20 protein-coding genes, 1 tRNA gene and 1 pseudogene are annotated in these 23,451 nt (G+C 73.6%); 12 read left to right on the forward strand and 10 right to left on the reverse strand.

Going from position 1 to position 23,451, the window contains the following annotated elements; all coding sequences use genetic code 11:
- The first annotated feature begins 73 nt into the window (after nt 1-73).
- The 6 genes from ACN27A_RS26555 to ACN27A_RS26580 all read left to right on the forward strand — a co-directional run bounded on the left by ACN27A_RS26555 (nt 74) and on the right by ACN27A_RS26580 (nt 5,993).
- Complete coding sequence (locus tag ACN27A_RS26555; RefSeq protein ID WP_421457296.1) at nt 74-817, forward strand: DUF4129 domain-containing protein; 744 nt, start codon at nt 74-76, stop codon at nt 815-817.
- Between the two features lie 64 nt (nt 818-881).
- Nucleotides 882-1,466, forward strand: a complete 585-nt coding sequence (locus ACN27A_RS26560; protein ID WP_421457297.1) for a hypothetical protein — start codon at nt 882-884, stop codon at nt 1,464-1,466.
- Nucleotides 1,466-2,470 (forward strand): AAA family ATPase, encoded by a 1,005-nt coding sequence (locus ACN27A_RS26565; RefSeq protein WP_421457298.1) that lies wholly within the window; start codon nt 1,466-1,468, stop codon nt 2,468-2,470. Before ACN27A_RS26560 ends, ACN27A_RS26565 begins: the two co-directional genes overlap by 1 nt.
- Nucleotides 2,470-3,882 (forward strand): DUF58 domain-containing protein, encoded by a 1,413-nt coding sequence (locus ACN27A_RS26570; protein WP_421457299.1) that lies wholly within the window; start codon nt 2,470-2,472, stop codon nt 3,880-3,882. The genes ACN27A_RS26565 and ACN27A_RS26570 overlap by 1 nt, the downstream gene beginning before the upstream one ends.
- 114 nt (nt 3,883-3,996) lie before the next feature.
- On the forward strand, nt 3,997-4,557 hold the full coding sequence (locus ACN27A_RS26575) for a hypothetical protein (protein WP_421457300.1): 561 nt from the start codon (nt 3,997-3,999) through the stop codon (nt 4,555-4,557).
- Nucleotides 4,558-4,661: 104 nt separating this feature from the next.
- A complete protein-coding gene (locus tag ACN27A_RS26580; RefSeq protein WP_311414764.1) occupies nt 4,662-5,993 on the forward strand; it encodes an NAD(P)/FAD-dependent oxidoreductase in 1,332 nt (443 codons plus the stop codon).
- 71 nt (nt 5,994-6,064) lie between these two features.
- On the opposite strand, the gene ACN27A_RS26585 is transcribed toward ACN27A_RS26580, so the two are convergent.
- Complete coding sequence (locus ACN27A_RS26585; protein WP_421457301.1) at nt 6,065-7,900, reverse strand: hypothetical protein; 1,836 nt, start codon at nt 7,898-7,900, stop codon at nt 6,065-6,067.
- A 102-nt stretch (nt 7,901-8,002) separates the two neighbouring features.
- On the opposite strand from ACN27A_RS26585, the gene ACN27A_RS26590 reads away from it, so the two are divergent.
- From ACN27A_RS26590 to ACN27A_RS26600, 3 genes are all read left to right on the forward strand, one after another.
- A tRNA-Leu gene (locus ACN27A_RS26590) sits at nt 8,003-8,083 on the forward strand.
- A 111-nt stretch (nt 8,084-8,194) separates the two neighbouring features.
- Nucleotides 8,195-9,010: a Bax inhibitor-1/YccA family protein gene (locus ACN27A_RS26595; protein WP_121396533.1), complete on the forward strand. Its 816-nt coding sequence runs from the start codon at nt 8,195-8,197 to the stop codon at nt 9,008-9,010.
- A gap of 282 nt (nt 9,011-9,292) precedes the next feature.
- The gene (locus ACN27A_RS26600) at nt 9,293-9,613 is read left to right on the forward strand and encodes a hypothetical protein (RefSeq protein WP_421457302.1); all 321 of its coding nucleotides are present in this window, start codon (nt 9,293-9,295) and stop codon (nt 9,611-9,613) included.
- Nucleotides 9,614-9,833: 220 nt separating this feature from the next.
- Here the strand turns inward: ACN27A_RS26600 and ACN27A_RS26605 are convergent, their stop codons facing one another.
- The 3 genes and pseudogenes from ACN27A_RS26605 to ACN27A_RS26615 form a co-directional block, all read right to left on the reverse strand.
- On the reverse strand, nt 9,834-11,096 hold the full coding sequence (locus ACN27A_RS26605) for an acetyl-CoA C-acetyltransferase (protein ID WP_421457303.1): 1,263 nt from the start codon (nt 11,094-11,096) through the stop codon (nt 9,834-9,836).
- A 176-nt stretch (nt 11,097-11,272) separates the two neighbouring features.
- Complete coding sequence (locus tag ACN27A_RS26610) at nt 11,273-12,076, reverse strand: SGNH/GDSL hydrolase family protein (RefSeq protein ID WP_421458619.1); 804 nt, start codon at nt 12,074-12,076, stop codon at nt 11,273-11,275.
- A pseudogene (locus ACN27A_RS26615) lies at nt 12,065-13,125 on the reverse strand (SGNH/GDSL hydrolase family protein); the annotation flags it as partial. The gene ACN27A_RS26610 and the pseudogene ACN27A_RS26615, both read right to left, overlap by 12 nt.
- Nucleotides 13,126-13,273: 148 nt before the next feature.
- Between ACN27A_RS26615 and ACN27A_RS26620 the strand changes: the two are divergent.
- Together ACN27A_RS26620 and ACN27A_RS26625 are read left to right on the forward strand one after the other, a co-directional pair.
- On the forward strand, nt 13,274-13,630 hold the full coding sequence (locus ACN27A_RS26620; protein ID WP_101414212.1) for a YkvA family protein: 357 nt from the start codon (nt 13,274-13,276) through the stop codon (nt 13,628-13,630).
- A gap of 77 nt (nt 13,631-13,707) precedes the next feature.
- Nucleotides 13,708-15,078 (forward strand): cystathionine beta-synthase, encoded by a 1,371-nt coding sequence (locus ACN27A_RS26625; protein ID WP_132233468.1) that lies wholly within the window; start codon nt 13,708-13,710, stop codon nt 15,076-15,078.
- A gap of 53 nt (nt 15,079-15,131) precedes the next feature.
- Here the strand turns inward: ACN27A_RS26625 and ACN27A_RS26630 are convergent, their stop codons facing one another.
- The 6 genes from ACN27A_RS26630 to ACN27A_RS26655 form a co-directional block, all read right to left on the reverse strand.
- Entirely contained in the window at nt 15,132-15,641 is a 510-nt protein-coding gene (locus tag ACN27A_RS26630; protein ID WP_421457304.1) for a GNAT family N-acetyltransferase, read from the reverse strand.
- Nucleotides 15,638-16,567, reverse strand: a complete 930-nt coding sequence (locus ACN27A_RS26635) for a ribonuclease Z (protein WP_421457305.1) — start codon at nt 16,565-16,567, stop codon at nt 15,638-15,640. Before ACN27A_RS26635 ends, ACN27A_RS26630 begins: the two co-directional genes overlap by 4 nt.
- A 345-nt stretch (nt 16,568-16,912) precedes the next feature.
- Nucleotides 16,913-18,097: an osmoprotectant NAGGN system M42 family peptidase gene (locus ACN27A_RS26640; protein WP_132233474.1), complete on the reverse strand. Its 1,185-nt coding sequence runs from the start codon at nt 18,095-18,097 to the stop codon at nt 16,913-16,915.
- On the reverse strand, nt 18,094-19,908 hold the full coding sequence (gene ngg, locus ACN27A_RS26645; protein WP_421457306.1) for an N-acetylglutaminylglutamine synthetase: 1,815 nt from the start codon (nt 19,906-19,908) through the stop codon (nt 18,094-18,096). Before ngg ends, ACN27A_RS26640 begins: the two co-directional genes overlap by 4 nt.
- Nucleotides 19,905-21,695, reverse strand: a complete 1,791-nt coding sequence (locus ACN27A_RS26650) for an N-acetylglutaminylglutamine amidotransferase (RefSeq protein ID WP_421457307.1) — start codon at nt 21,693-21,695, stop codon at nt 19,905-19,907. The genes ngg and ACN27A_RS26650 overlap by 4 nt, the downstream gene beginning before the upstream one ends.
- 227 nt (nt 21,696-21,922) lie before the next feature.
- Nucleotides 21,923-22,288, reverse strand: a complete 366-nt coding sequence (locus ACN27A_RS26655) for a YciI family protein (protein ID WP_421457308.1) — start codon at nt 22,286-22,288, stop codon at nt 21,923-21,925.
- Between the two features lie 277 nt (nt 22,289-22,565).
- On the opposite strand from ACN27A_RS26655, the gene ACN27A_RS26660 reads away from it, so the two are divergent.
- Complete coding sequence (locus ACN27A_RS26660) at nt 22,566-23,444, forward strand: IS5 family transposase (protein WP_421458546.1); 879 nt, start codon at nt 22,566-22,568, stop codon at nt 23,442-23,444.
- The last annotated feature ends 7 nt before the right edge of the window (nt 23,445-23,451 follow it).

Consider the following 23,451-nt stretch of genomic DNA (forward strand, 5'->3'; position numbering starts at 1 on the left):
GGGGGCGGTGGCGATGACGGACGGAACGCGTCGAGTCGTGGGACACGCCCCGGCGATCCGGAGGTAGCCCCCGATGCAAATCAGCGTCCTGCGCAGGTGGTGGCCGGTCGCGGCGGTGGTGCTCCTGCTGGCCGTCGCCGCGTTCTCGTCCGCCCACTCGTCGATCGGCGCCAGCCGGATCCCGCCCGCCGCCGACAACATCCCGTACGTGCCGGAGTATCCGAGCGGCGAGCCGGTCGAGTCGATCCCCGTCGAACCGCGGGACGCCGGCCAGGCCACCCAGGCGTCGATCCCGCAGTGGATCGCCACCGTCGCCATCGTACTTCTCGGGCTGGCGATCCTCGTCGTCTTCGGCTATCTCACCTGGACGTTGGTCCGGGGCGCGATCCGCCGCACCACAAGGGCGCTGCCGGCCCAGCGGTCCCGGCGGACGCCCGAGGGCACCGCCCGCGAGGTGGCCGCCGCCCTCGACGCCGGCCTGGAGGAGTTGGACGACCGCGACACCGATCCGCGTACGGCGGTGATCGCCTGCTGGGTGCGCCTGGAGCAGGCCGCCGCCGGGGCCGGCGTGCCCCGGCTGGCCGGCGACACCCCCACCGACCTGGTCACCCGGCTGTTGCGGGGCGACCCGTCGGTGGGCATCCCGGCCATCGCCAGCGCCGACGTGCTGGCCGAGTTCGCCCACGTCTACCGCGAGGCCCGCTACGCCACCCGTGAGGTCGACGAGCGCACCCGCGACCAGGCCCGGGCGGCGCTGCGCCGGCTGCGCGGCGAGTTGACCGTCGCGGTCGCCGACGACACGGAGGTGCCGGCGTGACCGGGCCACCCACCGGCGTGAGCGGGGCGCGGCCGGCGCCCGCCCGACGTGGCGAGGTGATGCCGTGAGCAGCACCAGCATCGACGACCTGCTCAGCGTCGAGGACGAGCGGCCGGCACGCGCCGAGCCCCGGCGGGGCGGGCGGGTCGGCCGGGTGCTGCGTCCCCTGGCCGGCGTCGCGGCCGTCGTGATCGTGCTGGTCGCCGGCCTGCGCCTGGTGGGCCTGCGGGTCTCGCTGCCGATCCTCGTGGCCGGGGTGGTCGCGCTGTTCGTGGTGCGTCGCGTCGTCGCCGCCCTCACGCCCCCGCCCCCGCCCCGCGGCGGCGGCCGGGCCCCTGTCGCCGACGACGACGGCACCTGGAACTGGGGTGCCAGGGACGCGCTGCGCACCGCGATCAACGGCTGGGAACTGCCGCTGGACTGGTCGGCCAGCCGGCCCGAACGCTTCACCACCGTGATCCTGCCCCGGCTCGGGGAGTTGGCCGACGAGCGGCTGAGCCAGCGGCACGGCGTGACCCGCGAGTCGGATCCGGCCCGGGCCCGGGTGCTGCTGGGTGACCAGCTGTGGAAGTTCCTGGAGACCCCGCCTCGCCGCACCCCGTCGCCGCGCAACCTCGCGGCGATCGTCGCCGAACTGGAGAGACTGTGATGAACGACGTGGACCGCAGGATGCCCGCCGCCGAGGTCGGCCCCCTCGCCCGGTCGGTGCTGGAGGCGGTCGGTCAGGTCGTCGTCGGCAAGCGGGACGCGCTGGAGCTGGTGCTCGCCGGCATCCTGGCCGGCGGCCACGTGCTGCTGGAGGACCTGCCGGGCCTCGGCAAGACGCTGACCGCGCGGTCCTTCGCCCAGGCGCTCGGGCTGGACTTCCGCCGGCTCCAGTTCACCCCCGACCTGCTGCCCGCCGACGTGACCGGTTCGTTCCTGTACGACCAGCGCAGCGGCGACTTCTCGTTCCGGGCCGGCCCGGTCTTCACCAACCTGCTCCTCGCCGACGAGATCAACCGGACCCCGCCGAAGACCCAGTCGGCCCTGCTGGAGGCGATGCAGGAGAAGCAGGTCTCGGTGGAGGGCGTGACGTACAAGCTGGACGAGCCGTTCCACGTGCTCGCCACCGCCAACCCCATCGAGTACGAGGGCACGTACCCGCTGCCGGAGGCGCAGCTCGACCGGTTCCTGCTCCGGGTCTCCTTCGGCTACCCCGAGGCCGAGGAGGAGTGGGAGGTGCTGCGCCGGCGGATGGCCCGCCGCCGCGAGGAGGCGGACATCAAGCCGGTGGTCGACGCGGCGACCCTGCGCGCCATGCAGGCCGCGCTGGAGGACGTGGTCGTGGAGGACTCGGTCGGCCGCTACATCGTCGCGCTGACCGCCGCCACCCGGGAACACCCGTCGGTGCTGGTCGGCGCCTCGCCGCGCGGTTCGCTGGCGCTGCTGCTGCTGTCCCGCGTACGGGCCGTGATGGCCGGCCGCGACTACGTCGTCCCGGAGGACGTCAAGGAGGTCGCGGCACCCGCCCTGGCGCACCGGATCACGTTGCGCCCCGAGATGTGGTTGCGTCGTGTCGACCCGTCCTTCGTGGTCGGCGAGGTGCTGGAGGCGACCCCGGCGCCCGCCAGCGGTGCGCTGCCCAGCTACGCCGCCGGCCCCGGGCACTGATGGTCGCGTCCGCCGTGTCGCCCCGGGTCGAGTCGCCGCCACCGGAGCCGGGACCCGCGACCGGCTGGGTGCCCACGTGGGCGCTCGGCCGGGCGGTGCTCCTCACCGCGCTGCTGCTGATCGCGGGGGTGCTGCTCGGCCGGGTGGACCTGGTCGTGCTGGCTGCCCCGTTCGCGCTGGGCACCGCGTACGCGCTGCGCCGCCGGCCGACCGCCCTGCCGCAGATCTGGGTCTCCGCCGACGAGGGGCACCTGGTCGAGGGCGGCGAGCTGACCGGCACGGTCACCGTCGGCAACCCCGACCTCATCGACTACGACGTGGCGGTGGTGCGCAGCCGGGTCTCGCCGTGGCTGCGGGTGCAGCGGGTGACGATCGCCGGGGCGACCACCGCGTCCGGGGCAAGCTCGCCCGTCGCCCCGTCCGTCGCCGACCGGCCGTTCGTGACCGCCGTCCCGACGGCGGCGGCCGTGGACCTGGAGCTGACCGGCACGGCGCTGCGCTGGGGCCGGCACCCCATCGGCCCGGCGGGCGCCCGGGCGGCCGCCGCGCAGGGACTGCTGGTCTCCCGCGCCGTGATCGCCGAGCCGTCCCGGTTGCGGGTCTACCCGAGGACCGAGCCGTTCGACGCGGTCGAGGCGATGCCCCGGGCCGCCGGCCTGGTCGGCGCGCACCACTCGCGCCGGCCCGGCGAGGGCGGCGAACTGGCCGGCGTACGGGTCTTCGCCCCGGGCGACCGGCTGCGCCGGATCGACTGGCGGGTGTCGCTGCGCGCCCGGCAACTGCACGTGGCGGCCACCCTCTCCGACCGCGACGCCGAGGTGGTGGTGCTGCTCGACGTGCTCGCCGAGGCGGGTCGCTCGGGCGGCGTGTCCGGGGCCGCCTCCGTGCTGGACACCACCGTCCGGGCCGCCGCCGCGATCGCCGAGCACTACCTGCACCGTGGCGACCGGGTGTCGATGCTCGAGTACGGCCCGTCCGCCCGCCGGCTGCGCCCGGCCACCGGCCGCCGGCAGTACCTGACGGTCCTGGAGTGGCTGCTCGAGGTGCGGGCGGAGCACTCCCCGCACGAGCCGTACGACCAGGTGTTCGGGCCGCAGTTGCTGTCGGCGGACGCGCTGGTGGTGGTCCTCACCCCGCTGCTCGACGAGCGGTCGGCACAGATGCTGGCCCGGCTGACCCGCTCCGGGCGGTTCGTGGTCGCGGTGGACACCCTGCCGGCGGACCTCACCCCGCCGAAGGACCGGGGCTGGGCCGAGGTGGCGTACCGGCTGTGGCGGCTGGACCGGGACACCATGATCGGGCAGCTGCGGGAGCACGGCGTGCCGGTGGTGCGGTGGGCCGGCGCGGGCAGCCTCGACGAGGTGCTGCGGGACGTGGCCCGCCTGGCGACCGCCCCGAGGGTGGCCCGGTGAGCGCGAGGAATGTAGCGCAGCGGAGTCCCGCAGTCGCGAACGAAGGGCGGGCCCCGTGAGCGCGAGGAATGCAGCGCAGCGGAGTCCCGCAGTCGCGAACGAAGGGCGGGCCCCATGAGCGCCGTCACCGAGCGGGTCAGGGCGCTGCGGTACGCCGCCGCCCGGATCAGCCTGACGCCGCTGCTGGTGCGCGCCGGCATCTTCCTCACCGTCCTGGTCGGCCTGCTGCTGGCGTACCCCTCGCAGGTGCTGCTCGGACGGCCGCTGCTCGCCCTCGTGGCGGTGGCGGTCCTGCCGGCGGTCGGGCCGCGCCGGGTCTGGCCGACCTTCGCGGCGCTGGTCACGGTCGGCGGCTGGCTGGTCGCCACCGACGGGTACGGCCGGCCGATCGCCCTCTGGCGGCTGCTCGCCGTGGCGGCGGTGCTCTACCTCACCCACACCCTCTGCGCGCTGGCCGCCGTGCTGCCGTACGACGCGGTGGTCGACCCGAACCTGATCGTGCGGTGGCTGGCCCGGGCCGGCGCGGTGCTGCTGGCCACCTTCGTCCTCGGTGTCCTGCTGGTCGAGGTCGGCAGGCTCGGTGGTGACGCCGGACACCAGGCGGCGACGGTGGTGGGTCTGCTCGTGGCGGTGGCGGTGGCGGCGTTGCTGGGGTGGCTGCTGCGCCGCAGGTGACAGCCCCTTTCGGGGGAAGTCATGCAGGTCACAGGGGTTGTGCTCCGTCACAGAGAAGGGGCGCGAGCGGGATTAGCCGGGCCGCGCGGGGAAAGATAGATGACGTGAACCCGAAGCGGATCCTTGTGGTGGGTGCCGGGCACGTCGGTCTCTACGCGGCACTGCGCCTGTCGAAGAAGCTCAGCTCCCGTGAGGCCGAGGTCGTCGTGGTGGACCCTCAGCCCCACATGACCTACCAGCCGTTCCTGCCCGAGGCGGCGGCCGGCAACATCTCGCCCCGGCACTCCGTGGTGCCGCTGCGGCGGGAGTTGCGGCGGTGCAAGGTGGTGGCGGGCGCGGTGACCCGGATCGACCACCACCGCAAGACCGCCGTGGTGCAGCCCATCAGCGGCCCCACCCGGGAGATCCCGTACGACCACGTGGTCGTCGCCCCGGGTTCGGTCTCCCGGACGCTGCCGATCCCCGGCCTGCACGAGCACGGCATCGGCTTCAAGACCATCGGCGAGGCCATCTACCTGCGCAACCACGTGCTGGACCGGCTCGACGTGGCCGCCGCCACGCCCGACCCGGCCGTCCGCCGGTCGGCGCTGACCTTCACCTTCGTCGGCGGCGGCTACGCCGGCATCGAGGCGCTCGCCGAGATGGAGGACATGGCCCGGGACGCCCTGAAGTACTACCCGGAGCTCAAGCCCGAGGACATGCGCTGGGTGCTGGTCGAGGCGACCCAGCGGGTGCTGCCCGAGGTCGACCGGGACATGGGCGCCTACACGGTGCAGCAGCTGCTCAAGCGGAACATGGACATCCGGCTCGACACCCGCCTGGAGTCCTGCCTCGACGGGGTGGTGAAGCTCTCCGACGGCGACAGCTTCCGCTCCGACACCATCGTCTGGACGGCCGGCGTGAAGCCGTCGCCGATGCTGGACGCGACGGACTTCCCCCGCGACGAGCGGCGGCGGGTCACCTGCCTGCCGACCCTCCAGGTGGTCGACGGCGACCGGGTGGTCGACGGCGCCTGGAGCGCCGGTGACTGCGCGGCCGTGCCGGACCTGACCAAGGAGCCCGGCAACTACTGCTCGCCGAGCGCCCAGCACGCGGTCCGCCAGGCCGCCCGGATGGCCGACAACATCGTCAACGTCGTCCGTGGCCGGGAGCCGGTGGAGTACAAGCACAAGCACGCCGGCAGCGTCGCCAGCCTCGGCCTGCACAAGGGCGTGGCCCAGGTGTACGGGATCAAGATGACCGGCTGGCCGGCGTGGTTCATGCACCGGACGTACCACATGAGCCGGATCCCGTCGTTGAACCGCAAGGTCCGGGTCGTGGTCGACTGGTCGCTGGCGTTCTTCCTCAAGCGCGAGGTGGTCGCCCTGGGCCAGCTGCACGATCCGCGCGAGGAGTTCGCCGAGGCGTCGCAGCCGGTCGGCGCCGGCCGCGCCTGACGGACCCGACCCGCGATCTCATGTGAGGAAGGGCCCCTATCGCGTACGCGATAGGGGCCCTTCCTCACCCGTCAGACGCGCCAGGTCCAGGCGTCGGCGATCCGGGTGGCGGGGCCGTAGAGCTGCTCCAGCGTGCCGCGGAGGCTGTCGGCGTGCGGGGTGCCGTCGGCCAGCGCCACGCAGGAGGCGCCCCAGAACTCCGCGTCCTCCGCGGCCTGCCGGCGCTGTTCGTCCCCGATGACGGGTTGCCCGCCGCGCCGGCCGACCTCGGCCAGGAGGGCCGACGTGGGCTGCGCGTAGGTGCCCATCGCCGCCGTGCCGCCGCGACCGTACGGGCCGATGAAGAAGCCCTCCGGCATGCCGAACGCCGCGTCGGCGGCGGTCGCCCAGCGCATCGGCCACGGTTGCTTGGGCGTGGCGAGCGGCACCGGCACCAGCACCCCGCCCGGCTCGACGCACTGGCGCCAGTGCCCGCCGGTGACGAACTCGGGCAGCGGCGGGCGCTCGGCGGTGGGCAGCGGGGTCGGCAGCAGCGGCAGCAGCGCCACGCCGACCGCCGCCGGCACCAGCCGGCGTACCCGGCCGCTGCCGCCGCGCAGCGCCCGGTCGACCGCCAGCACCAGCAGCGTGGCGATCAGCGGGAGCACCGCGAGGGCGAAGCGCATCGGCAGCGCGCCGTCCACCACGGGCAGGCCCGAGAGCAGGGCGTACGGGCCCGGGACGGCGGTGCGTTCGCCGTCGACGACCACCCGGGGGCCGAGCGACAGCGCCCCCGTCACGAGCGTGCCGACCACGCACGCGACGACCAGCGGGCGACGGCCCAGCCAGAGCGCGCAGGCGGCGGCGACCAGCAGCAGGGGCAGCCCGAGGAAGGTGTTGTACTCGGCCGGCCCGGTGGTCAGCCGGGCAGCCCCGTCGCCGCCCGCGATCGACAGTGGCGAGACGGTCCACCAGCTGCGCAGGTCCGCCGAGAAGTAGTGCGGGCTGAACATGCCGTCCGAGACGCCCTGCGGGCCGGCGAACTGGAACCACAGCGGCCAGGCCAGTACGACCAGGGCCAGCCCGGCGGCGAGCATCATCCCGGCGGCGAAGCCGGGCAGGGCGCGGCGGGCCAGGTTCCGGTCCGCCACCGCGTAGGTGACCGCCATCACCAGCAGCGTGACCGCGCAGAGGAAGAGCACCTCCTCGCCGACGAAGACCTGCGCGGTGACCGCCGCGGCCAGACCGACGGCCGAGCTGACCACCCGGCGGCGGTCCGGCCCGTCGGCGGTGCCCGCCGGGTCGGCGGCCCGCAGCATGCGGACCACCAGCCAGACGATCACCGGCACCAGCCACTGCGCGGTCATGTGCAGGTGGCTGTTGGTCTGCGAGACCATCCCCGGGCCGAAGCCGCAGAGCGCCGCCCCGAGCGCGGCGGCGAGCCGGCGGGCGCGCAGGACCCGGGTGAAGAGCAGGTACCAGGCGATCGCGGTGCCCGCCAGGTTCGCCATGGCGAGCAGGGCGAAGGTCACCGGCGCGCCGAACGACAGGGTCACCGGGGCGAGGAGCACCCCGAGCGCGATGACCGTGGTGTTGGTCATCAGGTTGACCCCGTCCGGCGCGTTGAGCCGCCCGGTGAGCAGGTCGAAGTCGCCGAGCAGCGCCCGCGAGTCGACGGCGAGGAACCACTCGTAGAGGGCCTGGTCCTCCGGGTTGAGCGCCAGGACCCGGGCCGCCGGGTCGGGCCAGAGCCCGTGGGTGAGCCAGCCGGCCAGCGCCACGAAGAGCAGCACGACGGTGACGTCCGCCCGGCGACGGTGGACGGCGGTCAGCAGGCGCGCCGCCCGAAGCCGGCGGGACGGCCGGTCGACGGCGAGGACAGCCTGGTCAGGGACGGCGTCGGGGGCCGTGGGGGCTGCGCTGCTCACGGTCTCGACCCTAGTGCGACCCGCCTGCCGGGGTACGCCGGGTCGCCGCCGACCCGCTACCGTGACACTGCACCACGCGTGTCGACCCGCGCGGTGTCACCCGCCCGGGTGGTGGAACGGCAGACACGGCCGCCTTAAAAGCGGCTGCCGCAAGGCGTGCGGGTTCGACCCCCGCCCCGGGCACGCCGCACTCTCAGCTTCCGCTCAGCTTGGCGATCTCCACGGGACTGCCCTGGGCGTTTACTCTTGGGGGTGCACGTTCACGTGCAACGACCCCCTGAGGGAGGCCTGACAGTGAAGACTTCGAACCCGGTGCTCGCCCGGCTCGGCCAGGCGGCCGAGCGGGAGCGCTCCGCCGGGTACGCCCCGACCGGGCCGTACGGACAGCCCGGCTATCCCCAGCAGTACCCGACGGAGGCCGGCTACCCGGCCGCCCCGCCGACCGTCAACACCATGTCGATCGACGACGTGGTGGTCAAGACCGTCACGCTCCTCGGCATCCTCGGCGTCTCCGCCGCGGCCGCCTGGGTGCTGGTGCCCGACGCGCTGCTCGGCGCGGCCTGGATCGGCGCGGCGGTGGTCGGCCTGGTCCTCGGCCTGATCATCTCGTTCTCCCGGATGGCGAACCCGGCGCTGGTCGTCGCGTACGCCGTCGTCGAGGGCGTCTTCGTCGGCATGGTCAGCAAGTTCTTCAACTCGCTCTACGACGGCATCGTGGTCCAGGCGGTGACCGCCACGTTCGGTGTCTTCTTCGTGATGGCCATGCTCTACAAGGCGAAGGTCATCCGGGCCACCCCGAAGTTCGTCAAGGGCATGATCGCCGTGATGGCGGGTCTCTTCGCCGTCATGCTGATCAACCTCGTGTTCGCGCTCTTCGGCGTGAACACCGGCCTGCGCGACGGCAGCCCGCTGGCGATCGGGTTCAGCCTGGTCTGCATCGTGGTGGCCTCGCTGAGCTTCGTGCTCAGCTTCAAGGAGGTCGAGGACGGCGTCCGGATGGGGCTGCCCCAGCGCTACTCCTGGGTCGCCGCCTTCGGCATCCTGGTCAGCCTGGTCTGGCTCTACATCGAGATCCTGCGCCTGCTGAGCTACTTCCAAGGCGACGACTGACCGTCGCCCGCGACCGACCGGCGCCCGCCCCCGCATTCGCGAGGGCGGGCGCCGTCGTCCGACCCCATCCGCAGCCCCCGACCCCTCCCTCCCCGCCGCCCCTGTCCCAGCTCTCGCCGTTGATCATGCAGTTGTGGTACCCCGCAAAAGGTGCGAAACATCCCCAGTCGCCCACCACAAGTCCATGATCGACGGGGCAGGGCAGGGCAGGGCAGGGCAGGGCAGGGCGGGGCGGGGCGGGCGGGGAAGGGAGGGGGGTTTAGGGGTTCGTAGACTTCGGGTGTGGGTGGTGGGGAGTTGGGGCGGGCGGTGGAGTTGTTGGTGCGCCAGGTCGGGCACTGGCAGCAGCCCCGCTGGGCGGCGGTGGCTGCCGGTGGCAACGTGTCCCGCGCCGATCTCGTGCACCGGCTGGTGCAGGAGATCGCCAACCTGGCCGCCGACGTCGAGGGCGGACCCCGGCGGACGGTGCCCCGGCTCGACAACGACCTGGCGCTGCCCGACCAGCTCCGCGTGGTGGCCGCCGACCTGGTCGCCGCCGCCCCGCCGCCGGAGGTGCTGGCGCGGGCCGCCGCCGAGGTCACGGCGACCCGCGACGCTCTCTAGCGCCGCCAGCGACCCACGACGCTCTCTAGGGCTGACGGCGGACCGCGACGCTCTCCAAGGGTGACGGCCTCCCGCGACGCTCTCTAGCGCTGACGGCGACCCGCGACCCTCCTCCAGGGGGGACGGCGGCCCACAGCTCGTCCGGGCTCCGGCCGGGCGGCGAGGTCCGCTCGGAACGATCCCGGTGCCCGGCCGGGCAGCCCGTGGTGGCGCCGTCCGCTCAGCTCAGGCGCTCGACGACCATGGCCATGCCCTGGCCGCCGCCCACGCACATGGTCTCCAGGCCGATCGTCTTGTCGTGCCAGTCCAGGGCGTTGAGCAGGGTGCCGGTGATCCGGGCGCCGGTCATGCCGAACGGGTGCCCGACGGCGATCGCGCCACCGGCGACGTTCAGCTTCTCCAGCGGGATGCCGAGCTGGCGGTACGAGGGGATCACCTGCGCGGCGAACGCCTCGTTGATCTCCACCAGGTCGACGTCGTCGATGGTCATCCCGGCCCGCTTGAGCGCCTGCCGGGTGGCCTCGACCGGACCGAGGCCCATGATCTCCGGCGAGAGGGCGGTCACGCCGGTGGAGACGATCCGGGCCAACGGCGTGATGCCGAGGTCCCTGGCCCGCTGGGCGCTCATGATCACCACGGCGGCGGCGCCGTCGTTCAGCGGGCAGCAGTTGCCGGCGGTGATGCGACCGTCCGGGCGGAACACCGGCTTCAGCCCGGAGACGCCCTCCAGGGTGACCCCGGCGCGGGGGCCGTCGTCGGTGCCGACCACCGTGCCGTCCGGCGCGGTGACCGGGGTGATCTCCCGGGCCCAGAAGCCGTCGGCGATGGCCTTCTCGGCGAGGTTCTGGCTGCGTACGCCGAACTCGTCCATGTCGGCGCGGGTGACGTCGTACACCTGGGCCAGGTTCTCGGCGGTCTGCCCCATGGTCAGGTAGATGTCCGGCAGCTCGCCGGCCTCGCGCGGGTCGGTCCAGACCGGGGCCCCGCCCTGGGCGCGGGCCTTGGAACGCTCGGCGGCGGCGGCGAAGCGCGGATTCTCCCAGCCGCCGCCGACCAGCGCCTGCGCCTCCTTCGGCAGCCCGTCGGAGTTGCCGCGGGCGTACCGGGAGACGGTCTCCACGCCGGCGGAGACGAACACGTCGCCCTCGCCGGCCCGGATCGCGTGCATCGCCATCCGGGTGGTCTGCAGCGACGACGCACAGTAGCGGGTGAGCGTCGCGCCGGGCAGGGTGTCCAGACCCATCAGGGTGGCGACCACCCGGGCCATGTTGAAGCCCTGCTCGCCGCCGGGCAGACCGCACCCCAGGTAGAGGTCGTCGATCTCGGTCGGGTCGAGCTGGGGGACCTTGTCCAGCGCGGCCCGCACGATGGTCGCGGCGAGGTCGTCCGGGCGGACGTCGCGCAGGGAACCCTTGTGCGCCCGGCCGATGGGGGAGCGGGCGGTGGCGACGATGACGGCGTCGCGGGACGACTCAGTCGGCATGAACCAACGTTAACCCGTCGGTAACTTCGGGCGGAAGCTGCCCGCCGGCCGGGAAATGTCACGTCCGGCGGGACAGGGGGGACGAGCGGCGGGTCAGTGACGGTGCCCGGCCGGGACGGTGGGGTCGACCAGCGCCGGCAAGCGGGCACCGCGTCCGGGCGGGGGCGGCCGGCGGGTCACTGCCGGGAGGCGACCGCCGCGGCGGCGGCGACGGCCGGCAGCAGGGCGTGCGCCCAGACCCGGTAGCCGTCGGCGGAGGGGTGGTAGCCGTCGTGGCACAGCGTCCCGGCGTCGGCCCGGAACACGGCGCCGGTCTCGGTGGCCAGGTCGACCACCGTGCCGCCGGCGTCGAGCACCGCCGCCGCCTGGGCGCGGGCCACCCGCCGCCCCGACCAGCCGACCACGTTGCGCAGCGGCGGGGCGATCGCGCGTACGGCGCCCAGGTCGGGGCACGTGCCGACGACCACCTCCACCCGGGCCTCGCGGAGCCGGTGCACGGCCGCCCCGAGGTAGGCGGCGGCCTCCACCGGACGACGCAGGGTGGTGGCGTCGTTCGCCCCGATCAGGATCACCGCCACGTCGGGACGCTCGCCGAGCAGCGCCCGGGCCACCTGGGTGGCCAGGTCGGTCGAGCGTGAGCCGGAGACGCCGACGCTGGACAGGTGCACCCGGCGACCGCTCGGGCCCTCGGCGAGCAGGTTGGCCAGCTGCCCGCCGATGGTCTCGTCGAGACGGCCGACCCCGACGCCGAGGGCGGACGAGTCGCCGAGCAGCACCAGGCGCAGCGGCGGCGCGTCGGCCCGCCCGACCGTGGCGCGCAGGGCGAGCGCCAGCTCCGGCTCGGCGTACCGGCGGTGCCGGGCGGCGAAGGCCTGACCGGCGAGGACGGCGGCGCCGCCGACCGTGCCGGCGATGAGGCTGAGCGTCGCCGCCCGGCCCAGTCGATTGGCGAGCCCCGAGGGGATGAAGCGCTCGCTCATGCCAGTCCCTCCAGTGTGGGTGAGTCGGCGGCGGGGCTGGGCTGCGGCGCCGCGCCGACACCGAAGAAGGCCCGTCGGCGCAGTTGCGCCCACCGGCCGGCGGGGCCGCGCTCGCGCCCCCTGACCCGGGTGCCGCTGACCTCGGTGCCCGCGTGGCGGGCCGCCTCCTGGGCGGCCTGCGGCAGCGAGCGCACGCCCTCGTCCCGGACGAGGGTCGGGCGGCGTTCCTGCCCCGCGCCGAGCGCGGACAGCACGGTCGGCAGCAGGGCGGCGGCGGCCATCGCGTAGCCCTCCGCCGAGGGGTGGAAACGGTCCCAGGCGAACATCCGGGTCGGCTCCGCCGTGAACCGGGGACCGAGCAGGTCGCCGAGGGAGACCGTCCAGCCACCGGCCTCGACCACGGCCACCGTCTGGGCGGCGGCGAGCTGCCGGCTCCAGTGCCGGGCCAGCCACCGCAGCGGCGGCTGGATCGGCCGGATCGCGCCCAGGTCGGGGCAGGTGCCGACGACCACCTCGCAGCCGGCCGCGCGCAGCGTGCGGACCGCGTCGACCAGGTAACGCACCGCCAGGGCGAACGGTGCGCGGTTGGTCACGTCGTTGCCGCCGATCAGGATCACCGCGACGTCGGGCTGACACTCCAGCGCCGCCTCCACCTGGTGGCGCAGCACCGCCGAGATCGCGCCCACCACGGCGAAGCGGTGCAGCCGGACGGGGCGTTGCAGGCGGCGGGACAGCCCGGTGGCGAGCAGGGCGCCGGGCGTCTCCCGGCGGCGGTGCACGCCGTAGCCGGCGGCCGACGAGTCGCCGAGCACGACGACGGTGACGGGCGGGCCGGGCAGCTTCGCGCCGTAGACGCCGTCGCAGCGCGGCGGGGGCGCCTCGGCCATCGGGATCGTGCGGCGGGCCTGCCGGGCCTGCCCGAGGAGCACGCCGCCGGTCGCCACCACGGCCGCGGCGGTGGCGCCCGTGCCGATCGCCGCGAGGCGGGCGACCTGCCGGGCGCGCTGCCAGCGCGGACCAACCGGGACGACGGAACCAGCGACCCCCATACAGCGACATTATCGCGCCGGCACGACACACCGCTGTCGTCGTGTCGGCTCGCGGGTGCCTGGAAGGCGACGGTCCTGGGTACCTGTACGGGTGACCGGGGGACGGTTGCGCGGGGACGCCACCCTGGCACGTGGAGAGGGGCCGAACATGGGGAAGACATTGAAGCGCACCGCGGCGTTCAGCGCGCTGGCCCGGGCACTCGCGGCCGGGTCGCGGGGCGGGCCGTCGCTCGGGGCGCGGCTGGGCGCGCTGCCGCGGATGATCCGGGCCACCACCCGGGGGGAGTACGACGGCGGCCTGCGGCTGGCACTGATGACCGCGGCGACGGCGTACATCGTCTCGCCTGTCGACCTGCTTCCCGAGATCCCGCTGGCGATCTTCGGGCTGGCCGACGACGCGGTCATGGTGACCTGGCTGGCCGGCAGCGTGCTGGCCGAGACCGAGCGGTTCCTGGAGTGGGAGGCCCGGCGCAGCTCGGTGATCCCCGGGCACGTGGCGTCCTGAACCCACGTACCCTGGGGCGTCGAGAAGACGTCTGCCCGGCCGCCGCCGGCGGCGCCGGAGGAGAAGGGCACAACGAGGTGCGGTACTACGACAACGTCGTCGAGTTGATCGGCAACACCCCGCTGGTACGGCTGCGCAACGTCACGGCCGGGATCCAGGCCACCGTGCTGGCGAAGGTGGAGTACCTCAACCCGGGCGGCTCGGTGAAGGACCGGATCGCGCTGCGGATGGTGGAGGACGCGGAGAAGGCGGGCATCCTCCAGCCGGGCGGCACGATCGTCGAGCCGACCAGCGGAAACACCGGCGTCGGGCTGGCGCTGGTGGCGCAACTGCGGGGCTACAGGTGCGTCTTCGTCTGCCCCGACAAGGTCAGCCAGGACAAGCAGGACGTGCTGCGCGCGTACGGCGCGGAGGTGGTGGTCTGCCCGACCGCCGTCGCGCCGGAGGACCCGCGCTCCTACTACAACGTCTCCGACCGGCTGGCCCGGGAGATCCCCGGCGCGTGGAAGCCCAACCAGTACAGCAACCCGGCCAACCCGCGCTCGCACTACGAGACCACCGGCCCCGAGCTGTGGGAGCAGACCGGGGGCGAGCTCACCCACTTCGTGGCGGGCGTCGGCACCGGCGGCACCATCTCCGGCATCGGGCGCTACCTGAAGGAGGCGTCGGAGGGGCGGGTCAAGGTCGTCGGCGCCGACCCCGAGGGTTCCGTCTACTCCGGCGGCACCGGCCGGCCGTACCTGGTCGAGGGTGTCGGCGAGGACTTCTGGCCGGAGACGTACGACCGGGGTGTCGCCGACGAGATCATCGAGGTCTCCGACAAGGCGTCCTTCGAGATGACCCGGCGGTTGGCGCGCGAGGAGGGGCTGCTGGTCGGCGGCTCCTGCGGGATGGCGGTCGTGGCCGCCCTGGAGGTGGCCCGCAAGGCGGGCCCGGACGACGTGGTCGTGGTGCTGCTGCCGGACAGCGGCAAGGGCTACCTGTCGAAGATCTTCAACGACACCTGGATGGCCCGGTACGGCTTCCTGGACAACTCGGGCACCGAGCCGACGGTCGCCGACGCGCTCGCCGGCAAGCCGGGCGGCCTGCCCGAGCTGGTGCACGTGCACCCGACCGAGACGGTCCGCGACGCGATCGACTACATGCGCGAGTACGGCGTCTCGCAGCTCCCGGTGCTCAAGGCCGAGCCGCCGGTGGTGACCGGCGAGGTGGCCGGCTCGATCGCCGAGAAGGACCTGCTCGACGCGCTCTTCACCGGCCAGGCGCACCTGCACGACACCATCGAGCGGCACATGGCCGAGCCGCTGCCGATGATCGGCGGCGGGCAGCCGGTGAGCGAGGCGGTCGGCCTGCTGGAGAAGTCCGACGCCGCCCTGGTGCTGGTCGACGGCAAGCCGAAGGGCGTCCTCACCCGGCAGGACCTGCTGGCCCACCTCGGCGCCCGCTGACGTGTCAAGGAAGGGCCCCTTGTCAGCGCATAGCGTTGACAAGGGGCCCTTCCTCAGACCTGGCGGGCGTAGCGGAGCTGGGGGGTGAGCAGCCCGCCGATGTGTTCGTCGCGTTCGGTGCCGGTGGGGGTCCAGCCGCCGCGCTCGTAGAAGCGCCGGGCGTGCGCGTTGTCCCGCAGCACCCAGAGCACCGCGCGGGACCAGCCGCGGGCGCGCATGGCGTCCAGGGCATCGACCATCAGGGTGCGCCCGGTGCCCCGGCCGCGCTCGGCGGGTTCGAGGTGGATGGCGTTGAGCAGGCCGGTCGCCGGGTCGCCCTCGTCGTCCGGGCCGAGATAGCTGAAGCCGACCAGCCGGCCGGCGCGCAGGGCCACCGTCATCCGGTGCTCGTCCCGCTCCCACGTCCACCGCTCGGTCCAGTACGCGCCCATCGCCTCGGGGGTCGGGTCGGCCAGTGCCCGCGCCGGCAGGAAGGACGCGTAGGCGGCGACCCGGGAACGCTGGTGCAGCGCGCCCACCGCCATCAGGTCGTCGACGGTGGCGGGGCGCAGGGTGACCGTCACCCGGCCGAGGCTACCCGCCGGGGCGGGACCTGCACGGTCGTCAGGTCCTCGGCGATCACCAGGTCGCCGGCGAAGTGCGCGCGGGCCTCGTCGGCGAAGCGGGCCGGGTCGGCGTACCGCTGGGAGAAGTGGGTGAGCACGAGCCGGCGTACGCCCGACTCGGCCGCCACCCGCGCGGCCTGGCCCGCCGTGAGGTGGCCGACCTCGGCGGCCAGCGCGGCCTCCGACTCGAGGAACGTCGACTCGATGACCAGCAGGTCGGCGTGCTCGGCGAGGGCGTACACCCCGTCGCAGAGGCCGGTGTCCATGACGAAGGCGAACCGCTGCCCGGGCCGGGGCACGCTCACCTCCTCGCGGGTGACGCGGCGCCCGTCGACGTCGAGGTGGCCGACGCGGATCAGCTCCCCGACCGCCGGCCCGGCGATGCCGTACGCGGCCAGCTTCTCCGGCAGCATCCGGCAGCCGTCCGGCTCGACGAGCCGGTAGCCGTACGTCTCGATCGGGTGCCGCAGCCGGCGGGCCTCCAGCGTGCCGACGTCCAGCGCGATCCGCTGCCCGTCGGCCTCGACGGGCTCGACGCGCAGCTCGGCGGTCTCGTGGAAGCTGGCGGCGTGCCGCAGCCGCGCGAAGTATTCCGCGCCGCCGGCCGGGAAGTGCACCGCCACCGGGTGCGGCACCCGGTCGAGGGAGAGCCGCTGAATGGTGCCGGGCAGGCCGAGGCAGTGGTCGCCGTGGAAGTGGGTGACGCAGATCCGGGTCAGGTCGGTGGCGGTGACCGTGGTGTGCAGGAGCTGCCGCTGGCTGCCCTCGCCCGGGTCGAAGAGGATCACCTCGCCGTCCCAGCGCAGCACGTAGCCGTTGTGGTTGCGCTGCCGGGTGGGGGTCTGGCTGGCCGTGCCGAGCACCACCAGCTCGCGCATCGACACGGTGACCTCCGGCTGCGTCGGCCAACCGGCCTGCGGAAAGGGTCGACCCCCGGGGCTTCCGTGCTCGCGCACGGGCCGGCTGGACTGGGCCGGCACCCCGGGGGTCGGGTGGCTGTCGTGGTTTCGCCGCACCGCTGCCACACGGTCTCGACGATGGTGCTGTGCCCGCCTCGCGGCGGACGAGTTTACTGTCGAGGACAGCGGCTAGCGGACAGCCACCTCACGAGTCCGATTGCTATACAAGTCTGGACCACCTCCTTTCCCGTGTACCGCCACGCTATCCACCCCGCGCGCCGCCGGCAACGGATTTCGATCACACGGCGCCGGGGAATGGCGGGGCGGCGCTCAGGTGTTCTCGGCGATGCCGATCGGGCCCTCGCGCGGGCCCTCCTCGCTGGCCGGCTGCACGGCCAGCGACGGGAAGTCGGCCAGGTCGCCCTCCGGCTCGGCGTCCCACTCGGGGAAGACCAGGTCGCTCTGGAGGTAGAGGCAGAGCAGTTGGGTGAGCTGGCGCAGCCCCTCCAGGTGGGTGCGCTCGTGCCCGTGGGTGGCGTCCACGCCGAAGCCGAGCAGCGCCACCCGGGCGTGCGCGCCGGCCTCCACCGCCGCCGCCACGTCCGAGCGGTAGTACTCGAAGACGTCCCGGACCAGGTCCACCCCGTGCTCGGCGGCGATCGAGGCCAGGTTGCGGGTCAGGTGGTAGTCGAACGGGCCCACGCCGTCGCCCATGGCCAGCGTGGCCGCGTCCTCGCGGGACTGCTGGCCGGGCGCCACCACCGCCGCGTCCACGGAGACGATCTCCGCCACGTCGGGGTCGAGCCCGTGCGACGCCCCGTGCCCGATCTCCTCGGTCACGGTGACCAGCAGGTGCGCGGTGACCGCCGGGCGTACGCCGGCGTCGACCATCGCCTTGAGGGCGGTGAGGACCGCCGCCACGCCGGCCTTGTCGTCCAGGTGCCGGGACTTGACGTACCCGCTGGGGGTGATCGTCGGGTTCGGCAGGAACGCCACGAAGTCGCCCGCGTCGATGCCGAGGGCGCGCAGCCCGGCCACGTCCTCGACCGGCTCGTCGACCCGCACCTCGACGTGCTGCCAGCCGACGCCCTGGAGGTCCACGTCGTCGTTGTAGCGGTGGCCGCTGGCCTTGAGCGGCAGCACCTGGCCGGTGATCACCCGCTCCAGGTCGTCGGTGAAGATCCGCACGTGGGCGCCCTCGGCGAACCGGGCGCTGTGCGTACCGATCGTCTTCAGCTCCAGCCGGCCGTTCTCCTTGAGCCGCTTCACCATGCCGCCGATGGTGTCGGTGTGCACCACGATCGCCCGGTCGGCGCCGGTGGAGCGGGGGCCGGGCAGGCAGGCGCTCAGCGCGCCGCGGCGGGTCAGCGTGGAGGGGATGCCGAGCGCGGAGAGCCGCTCGCCGACGTACTGCTGCACGTGGTCCGTACGCCCCGACGGGCTCGGGATCTCCAGCAGTTCCACCAGCACCTGGCGCAGGTAGTCCAGGTCGATCTCCAGGGGCCTCGGGCTCACGCGGCACCTCCCGGGCCGGCCGGGGTCCAGAGCCGCTGCGGCGCCCGGGTGCCGGGGAAGAGCAGGTCCACGAAGCGCTCGGCGGTCGGCTGCGGCTCGTGGTTGGCCAGGCCGGGCCGCTCGTTGGCCTCGATGAACACGTGCTCCGGCTGGTCCGGGGCGCCGACCAGCAGGTCCAGCCCGGTGACCGGGATGTCCAGCGCCCGGCTGGCCGCCACGCACGCCTCGGCGATCGCGGGGTGCAGCTCGGCGGTGACGTCGTGGATGGTGCCGCCGGTATGCAGGTTCGCGGTCCGGCGTACGGCCAGCACCTGCCCCTCGGGCAGCACGTCGTGCAGCTCGTGGCCGGCCTCGGCGAGCACGTCGCGGGTCATGTCGTCGAGCGGGATGCGGGACTCGCCACCGGTGGCGGCGGCCCGGCGGCGGCTCTGCCGCTCGATCAGCTCGGCGATGTCGTGCACCCCGTCGCCGGTGATCGAGGCGGGGCGCCGGACCGCGGCGGCCACCACCTCGTGGTCGATGACGACGACCCGCAGGTCCTCGCCGGCGCGCATCTCCTCGATCAGCACGTCGGGGCAGAACCGGGCCGCCAGTTCGACGGCGGCGGCCAGCGCCTCGGGGGTCCGTACGCCCACCGTGATGCCGTTGCCCTGCTCGCCCCGCGCCGGTTTCACCACCACCCGGCCGACCTCGGCGAGGAAGGCGACGTCGCCCTCGTCGCCGGTGGCGGTCCGGCCGCGCGGCACGGAGAGCCCCGCCTCGGTGAGGATCCGGCGGGTGACCCGCTTGTCGTCGCAGCGGCTCATCGCCACCGCCGAGGTCAGCTCCGACAGCGACTCGCGGGTCAGCACGGTCCGCCCGCCGCTGCTCAGCCGCAGCTCACCCCAGGCGGGGTCGGTGACCTCCACCCGGATGCCGCGCCGCATCGCCTCGTCGGCGACGATCCTGGCGTACGGGTTGAGCTGGTCGTACCCCTCGGGCATGGCGGGCAGGAAGAGCCGCTCGTTGATCGGGTTCTTCCGCTTCACGCAGAGCGTCGCCGTGCGGTAGAAGCCGAGCCGCTCGTAGAGCCGGATCGCCCCGGCGTTCTCGGCGAGCACGGACAGGTCCACGTACGCCCGGCCCCGCTCGACCAGCCGGGCGGCCAGCGCGGTGATCAGCGCCTGGCCGGTGCCCGGCGGCGCGGTGTTGAAGTCGACGGTGAGGCACCACAGGCTGGCGCCGTTCTCCGGGTCGTCGAAGACCGCGACGTGGTCGACGCCCGTGATGGTGCCGACGATCTCGCCGGTGGCGTCCTCGGCGACCAGGTGCAGGAACCGGTCGGTGGCCGCGTTGGCGACGAGCACGTCGACCCCGGCGGTGACCATGCCGTTACGGGCGTAGATCCGGTTGACCGCGTCCGCGTCGGCGGCGTCGGCCAGCGGGCGGATGGTCAGCCCCGGCACGTCGCCGTCGCCGGTCGGACGGTCACCGTCGAGCGGCAGCCGGTAGGTCAGCGACGGATCGATGAACAGCTCGTCGGGCAGCCGGGACACCAGCACGTGCGGGTCGCGCAGGTAGATGCAGATGTCCCGGGAGCCGGCGGCCTCGGAGCGCAGCACGGCGGCGACGGCGGCCTGGTCGACGAAGGTCTGCCCGAAGACGAGCCGCCCCCAGCCGCAGTCCAGCACCACGTCGGTGTGGCCCTCCCGGGTCGGCGGCTCCGCCGGCTCCGGCGCCATCGGATCGCCGCCGGGGCCCACCCGCTCCCGCCGCCGACTGTTGCGCGACCGGTCGGTGCGGGCCGCGCCGGTCGCCAGGGTGTCGGTCACGGTGAGTCGATTCCGTGGCTCTGGAGCCACATTTCCAGGAGTCCGAGTTGCCACAGCTTGTTTCCGTTCAACGGGGTCAGTTCGGCGTTCGGGTCGGCGAGCAGGGCGTCGACGTAGTCGGCGCGGAACAGGTCGCGGCGGCGGGCCTCGGGCGCGGAGAGCGCGTCGCGTACCCGGTCGAGGAGCTTGCCCTCCAGGTGGGTGAGGCCGGGTACGGGGAAGTAGCCCTTCGGCCGGTCGATGACCTCGTGCGGCAGCACCCGGCGGCCGATCTCCTTGAGCACGCCCTTGCCGCCCTGCGCCAGCTTCAGCTCCGGCGGGCAGCTCGCGGCGAGCTCGACGAACTCGTGGTCGAGGAACGGCACGCGGGCCTCCAGCCCGTGCGCCATCGTCATGTTGTCCACCCGCTTGACCGGGTCGTCGGTCAGCATGACCTGGGTGTCGATCCGCAGGCCGGCGTCGACGGCGGTCTCCGCCCCGGCCCGGCCGAGGTGCGCGGCCACGAACTCCCGCGCCGGGTCGCCGTCGGTCAGCCAGGCCGGGTTCAGCACCCGGGCCAGCCCGGCCGCGTCCCGGTCGAAGAAGGCCCCGGCGTACGTGTCGAGCGCCCGGTCCCGGCCGACCCGGGCCAGCGGCGGGTACCAGTGGTAGCCGCCGAGGATCTCGTCCGCGCCCTGGCCGGACTGGACGACCTTGACGTGCTGCGACACCACCTCGCTGAGCAGGTAGAACGCCACGCAGTCGTGGCTGACCATCGGCTCGGACATCGCGGCGACGGCCGACTCCAGCGGCGGCACCAGGTCGGCGGCGGCCACCCGGATCTGGTGGTGGTCGGTGTCGAACGTCTTCGCGACGAGGTCGGAGTAGCGGAACTCGTCGCCCTCCCGGCCGCCGACAGCGTCGAAGCCGATCGAGAAGGTGGACAGCCCGCGCTGGCCCTCGCCGGCGAGCAGGGCGACCACCAGGCTGGAGTCCAGCCCGCCGGAGAGCAGCACGCCGACCGGCACGTCGGCGACCATCCGCCGCCGTACGGCCGTGGTCAGCGACTCCAGCAGGGCGTCCTGCCAGTCCTTCTCGGACCAGCCGGCCCGCTCGGCGGAGCGGGTGAAGGCCGGGTCCCAGTAGACCCGCTCGGAGGTGCGGCCGTCCGCCTCGTAGACCCGTACGGTCGCCGGGGGCAGCTTGGTGACACCGCGCAGGATGGTGCGCGGCGGCGGCACGATGCTGTGGAAGCTCAGGTAGTGCGCGAGCGCGACCGGGTCGATGCCGGTGTCGACGCCGCCCCCGGCCAGCAGCGCGGGCAGGGTGCTGGCGAAGCGCACCGCGCCGGGCGTCTCGGCCAGGTAGAGCGGCTTGATGCCGAGCCGGTCCCGGGCCAGCACCAGCCGGCCGGTGTCCCGCTCGCTGATCGCCACGGCGAACATGCCGATCAGGCGGTCGACGAAGTCGAGCCCCCACTCGGCGTACGCCTTGAGCACGACCTCGCTGTCGCCGGAGGAGAAGAACCGGTGGCCCTTGGCCTGGAGTTCCGCGCGCAGCTCGCGGTAGTTGTAGATGCACCCGTTGAAGACTCCGGTCAGTCCCGCACCGGGGTCGACCAGCGGTTGTCCGCTCGCGGCGGAGAGGTCGATGATCTTCAGGCGGCGGTGTCCGAGGGCCGTCGGGCCCTGGGCCCAGACGCCGCTGTCGTCGGGCCCCCGGTCGCTCATCGTGGCCGCCATGCGTTCCACCGCCGACACGTCGGCGCGTGAGCCGTCACGGCGGAACTCTCCCGCAAGTCCGCACATGCCAGGCAATGCTGCCAGAGGGCTACGAGGATTGCCCGTTGAGCTGATAACAGTTTCTTGAAGTTTTGCTACACTGCGCGATTCCGTCACGGGACGTATCGGCTCCGGTGGCGGACCGCGTCAGGAGTGGCGGATGGGGCGGTTTCCGCCCGGCGGCGGATGTGATCGATTGCTCAGTTCCGCAAGCGCGGAGGCCGGCGCGACCGATGCCGCGCCGGCCTGCCCACTCACTCGTCGCCGGGTTGCGGGATGCGGCCGAACCGTCGGACCTCCTGGGGCCAACCGCATGCCTCCGCGAGCCTGCCGGCCCACATCCGGGCCGTTTCCACGTCGGCCACGTCCACCACGGTCAGCCCGCCCAGCCACTCCTTGGTCTCGGCGTAGGGCCCGTCGGTGAACACCAGCGTGCCGCTCGTGGCGTCGGCGCTGAAGACGGGGGTGTCCCCTTCCTCCAGGCCCCCGGCGAACACGTACGCCCCGGCCGCCTTCATCTCGTCCACGACCGCCATGGCGAGCGGCCCACGCGCGCGGAACCACTCCTCGGTGTGGTCACCCACCCACTGCTGGTTGAAGTAGATGAGGTACTCGGCCATGTCTGCTCCCTCGTCTCGGGCGGACCTTTGTCTGCCTCCATCTCCGCGACGAACGACGTCGGGCGGATACGACACCTCGGGCAGGAATTCTCCACGTCGATGTCGGCGGGGCAGCGGTGCGGCCCGCTCTGTCCAGGAGGCTAAGGCGTGTTTCAGAAGTTGTGGTTGCCGGCGAAGGTCACGGCGTGGTGGTGATCGATAACTGAAGAGGTCTCCGGTAGATGGTTCAGCGACCAAGCTAGAACTTCACACCGGAGACCTCGTGGCCACCTTAGCGGTGACGAGGCGGCATGACCTCACGGACGCGCAGTGGCAGCGGCTCGCTCCGCTGCTGCCTGCCGTGTCGGGTAACGGTCGTCCGCCGAAGTGGGAGAAACGGCAGCTCATCGATGGGATCCGGTGGCGGATCCGGATCGGCGCGCCGTGGCGTGACGTCCCTGCCGAGTACGCGCCCTGGCCCACCGTCTACGGCCTGTTCCGCCGCTGGCAGCGAGACGGAACCTGGGACAAGATCCTGTCGGCATTGCAGGCCGCCGGGGACGCGCAGGGCCGAATCGGGTGGACGGTGAGCGTGGACTCGATGACCAGCCGCGCCCATCAGCACGCCGCCGGCGCCCGCAAGGACGGCCACCTGCAGAAGGAACCGCCTGGCGGGGTGCATGACGAGCCGGCCGATCACGCGCTGGGTCGTTCCCGTGGTGGACTGACCACCAAAACGCATCTGGCCTGTGAGCAGGGCCAGAAGGTCCTGTCAATGGTCGTGACCGCGGGGCACCGCGGTGACAGTCCGCAGTTCATCCCGGTCCTGCGCCGCATCCGGGTCACTCGCCTCGGGGTGGGCCGGCCCCGGACCTGCCCCGATGTGGTCCTGGCCGACAAGGCCTACACCAGCCGCGGCAACCGCCGCTACCTACGGACACGCGGTATCAGAGCCTGCATCCCGAGCAAGAAGGACCAGGACGCCCACCGCAAAGCCAAAGGCTCCCGCGGCGGACGCCCACCCGCCTTCGACCGAGACCTCTACCGGCTACGTCACGCCGTCGAGAACGGCATCGCGCGTCTCAAACGCCACCGCGGCGTCGCCACCCGATACGACAAGCTCGCAGTCCGCTTCCAAGCCGTCCTCACCATCACCATCATCACCGAGTGGCTCTGACCTGCTT

The sequence above is a fragment of the Micromonospora sp. WMMD737 genome (genome assembly GCF_049179055.1).
In the GTDB taxonomy this organism is placed as follows: Bacteria; Actinomycetota; Actinomycetes; order Mycobacteriales; family Micromonosporaceae; genus Micromonospora; species Micromonospora reichwaldensis.

Bases quoted from the DNA above. Each gene is read 5' to 3' on its own strand.
- ACN27A_RS26570 (WP_421457299.1), top strand. From the start codon at position 2,470: ATGGTCGCGTCCGCCGTGTCGCCCCGGGTCGAGTCGCCGCCACCGGAG.
- ACN27A_RS26655 (WP_421457308.1), bottom strand. From the start codon at position 22,288: ATGGCCGAGTACCTCATCTACTTCAACCAGCAGTGGGTGGGTGACCAC.
- ACN27A_RS26605 (WP_421457303.1), bottom strand. From the start codon at position 11,096: ATGCCGACTGAGTCGTCCCGCGACGCCGTCATCGTCGCCACCGCCCGC.
- ACN27A_RS26610 (WP_421458619.1), bottom strand. From the start codon at position 12,076: ATGAGCGAGCGCTTCATCCCCTCGGGGCTCGCCAATCGACTGGGCCGG.
- ACN27A_RS26620 (WP_101414212.1), top strand. From the start codon at position 13,274: ATGGGGAAGACATTGAAGCGCACCGCGGCGTTCAGCGCGCTGGCCCGG.
- ACN27A_RS26650 (WP_421457307.1), bottom strand. From the start codon at position 21,695: ATGTGCGGACTTGCGGGAGAGTTCCGCCGTGACGGCTCACGCGCCGAC.
- ACN27A_RS26565 (WP_421457298.1), top strand. From the start codon at position 1,466: ATGAACGACGTGGACCGCAGGATGCCCGCCGCCGAGGTCGGCCCCCTC.
- ACN27A_RS26575 (WP_421457300.1), top strand. From the start codon at position 3,997: ATGAGCGCCGTCACCGAGCGGGTCAGGGCGCTGCGGTACGCCGCCGCC.
- ACN27A_RS26555 (WP_421457296.1), top strand. From the start codon at position 74: ATGCAAATCAGCGTCCTGCGCAGGTGGTGGCCGGTCGCGGCGGTGGTG.